General features: G+C 48.5%; 1 protein-coding gene. It reads left to right on the top strand.

Features of this window, described 5'->3' with window-relative positions:
• Window positions 1-3102: transcription-repair coupling factor (mfd, locus tag ACRC27_RS01250; RefSeq protein WP_438638956.1), on the top strand; the 3102-nt coding region annotated here is incomplete at its 5' end.
• Window positions 3103-3330 lie beyond the last annotated feature (228 nt).

The raw sequence follows: 3330 nt of genomic DNA, 5'->3' as shown, positions 1-3330 counted from the left end.
CTTTCTCTGGAAAAACTGCGCGCGCAATTGGAACAAGCCGGATACCGACCCGCCGAACAGGTGATGGAGCACGGTGAGTTTGCGACCCGAGGCGCGTTGCTGGATCTGTTCCCGATGGGTAGCCTGACACCGTTTCGGCTCGATTTTTTTGATGATGAAATTGATTCAATCAGAACGTTTGACCCCGATTCACAGCGTACACTGAACGAAGTCACACACATTAATCTATTGCCTGCGCGTGAGTTTCCTACCGATAAAACGGCCATAGAGGGCTTTCGCAGCCGCTGGCGTGAGCAGTTTGAAATTCGCCGCGATCCGGAGCATGTCTACCAGCAAGTCAGTAAAAATACACTTCCAGCCGGTATTGAATATTGGCAACCGCTCTTTTTTGAGCAGATGACCACGTTGTTTGATCACCTGCCAGACAATATACTGATTGTAACAGTAGGCGATACTGCTGAAGCCGCCACCCGCTTTTATGCCGATGCAACAAAACGCCACCATGATCGGGGAATTGACCCGATGCGGCCACTGCTTGATCCTTCGGTATTATGGCAACGGGTTGATGAACTGAATGGCCATCTTAAACAGTACCCGAATGTTCATTTGCAACAAGCCCCGCTAGATCTACGTGCAGGCCGCGAAAATCTCCCCCTAACAGCGCTTCCTGAGATAAAACTCCAGCATCAGCATAAAGAACCGTTACAGGCATTGCGCCATTTCCTTGAAAACTTTACCGGTGCAGTTGTGTTTTCTGTTGAGAGTGAAGGCCGCAGAGAAACGCTGCTCGATTTACTTTCACCACTGAAATTACGCCCGAAAACCATTCATCACCTGCACGAAATCAGAGATACCCGCAAGCCAGAGCCGGTGTTAATGGTTGGAAGTGCCGAAACGGGTTTTATCCTAAATACTGGAAATACCGCACAGTCAGATAAAGATATCACCACTTATGATGCAGCGGCTCAGCCTCTTCTGGCCCTGATTTGCGAAAGTGACCTGCTCGGTGTGCGGATTAGTCAGCGCCGACGCGATAACCGAAAAACCATCAACACCGAAACGATTATCCGTAACCTTGCTGAATTGCGGATTGGGCAACCGGTGGTGCATCTTGAACACGGTGTGGGGCGTTATGGTGGGTTAACAACGCTAGAAACCGGCGGGATCACCGCAGAATATATGGTGCTCACGTATGCGGGTGAAGCCAAACTGTATGTGCCGGTTTCATCACTGCACTTAATTGGCCGTTATAGTGGTGGTGCAGATGAAACTGCGCCGCTGCACAAACTCGGGGGTGAGGCATGGGCAAAAGCCCGTGGTAAAGCCGCAGAAAAAGTGCGTGATGTTGCCGCCGAGTTGCTCGATATTTATGCTCGCAGAGCCCTAAAGCCCGGTTTTGCTTTTAAGCACGATCGTGAACAGTACCAGCAATTTTGCAGCACCTTTCCTTTTGATGAAACCGAAGACCAGCGCAACGCGATCAATGCCGTATTAACCGATATGACTCAGCCTTATGCGATGGATCGGCTGGTTTGTGGTGATGTTGGTTTTGGTAAAACTGAAGTGGCCATGCGTGCAGCATTTTTGTCTGTGATAAACCACCGCCAGGTAGCCATACTCGTGCCCACTACCTTGTTAGCACAACAGCACTTTGAAAACTTCCGTGATCGTTTTGCCAACTGGCCGGTGAATATTGAAGTGATGTCGCGCTTTCGCAGTGCAAAAGAGCAGCAAGCGATACAGCAAAATGTGACTGAAGGTAAAGTTGATATTTTAATTGGTACACATAAACTGCTGCAAAATGATATTAAATTCAGCAACCTCGGCCTGTTAATTGTGGATGAAGAGCACCGTTTTGGTGTCCGCCAGAAAGAGAAGATCAAAGCACTGCGCGCCGATGTTGATATTCTCACCCTAACTGCAACCCCTATTCCGCGCACGCTGAATATGGCCATGAGCGGTATGCGTGACTTATCCATTATTGCCACCCCACCAGCACGCCGTATGGCGGTGAAAACCTTTGTACGTGAGTATGACGATTTAACCATCCGTGAGGCCATTCTGCGTGAAGTACTCAGAGGGGGTCAGGTCTATTATCTGCATAATGCGGTTGATAGTATCGAGAAAACCGCTGAAAAACTGGCCGAATTAGTGCCAGAAGCACGTATCACTATTGGCCATGGCCAGATGCGTGAGCGCGATTTAGAACGGGTAATGTCTGATTTTTATCATCAGCGCTTTAATGTGTTGGTGTGTACCACCATTATTGAAACGGGTATTGATATCCCGACTGCCAACACCATTATTATTGATGATGCCGATCATTTCGGGCTGGCTCAATTGCACCAGTTGCGCGGGCGAGTCGGCCGATCACACCATCAGGCTTATGCCTATTTACTCACACCACCGCCAAAACGTATGACTGACGATGCACGCAAGCGTCTAGAGGCTATTGCCTCACTCGAAGATCTGGGAGCTGGTTTTGCTCTGGCAACGCACGATCTGGAGATTCGGGGTGCAGGTGAGCTACTGGGCGATGATCAGAGCGGGCAGATTGAGTCTATCGGTTTTACCTTGTACATGGAGATGCTAGAGAGTGCAGTTGATGCACTGCGTAACGGTAAAGAGCCGTCACTCGATGATTTGACCCGTGGACAAACTGAAGTGGAACTGCGCATTCCCGCTCTGCTGCCAGATGATTATCTGCCAGATGTGAATATGCGGCTATCGCTCTACAAGCGGATTGCCAGCGCCGAAAATGAAGCGGTACTCGATGATCTTAAATCAGAGATTATTGATCGCTTTGGTTTACTGCCCGATCCTGCACGCCACTTACTCAGTGTTGCACGAATTCGCCTGCGTGCGCATCGCTTAGGTATTAAGCGTGTAGAAGCCTCTGACAGCGGTGGTTATATCGAGTTTAATGAACAGCCCAATATCAGCCCTGTCTATCTGATCTCACTGTTACAACAACCACAGCAATTCCGGTTAGACGGCCCGACTAGACTCAGATTTTTTGCCGAGCTGCTCGGCCGTAAAAAACGCATTGAATACATAGAACAATTGATCGGCAATTTTGAAACACACAAGATCACGCAGTAAATCATGTAATAAATAATACTGTGCTCAACATTAACGGAACATATTCCCAGTAAAAACAGTTCACAGTAAAAAAAGCACAGTACCCAATGTGGGGCTGTGCTTTTTTATTTTTGCAATTTGGTATCCACTAACACTATCACGGGTTTGCGTGCTGACTCAGGACTGTAACCAAATCCTGTGTCGAAAAGGGTTTACTGAGAAAACCATTCATTCCCGCATTTTGGCACT

This window comes from Plesiomonas sp. (assembly GCF_051650925.1).
Lineage (GTDB): Bacteria > Pseudomonadota > Gammaproteobacteria > Enterobacterales > CAMTGL01 > Plesiomonas.
The sequence above is the reverse complement of the archived record's forward strand: the minus strand, read 5'-3'. Positions and strand labels throughout refer to the sequence as shown.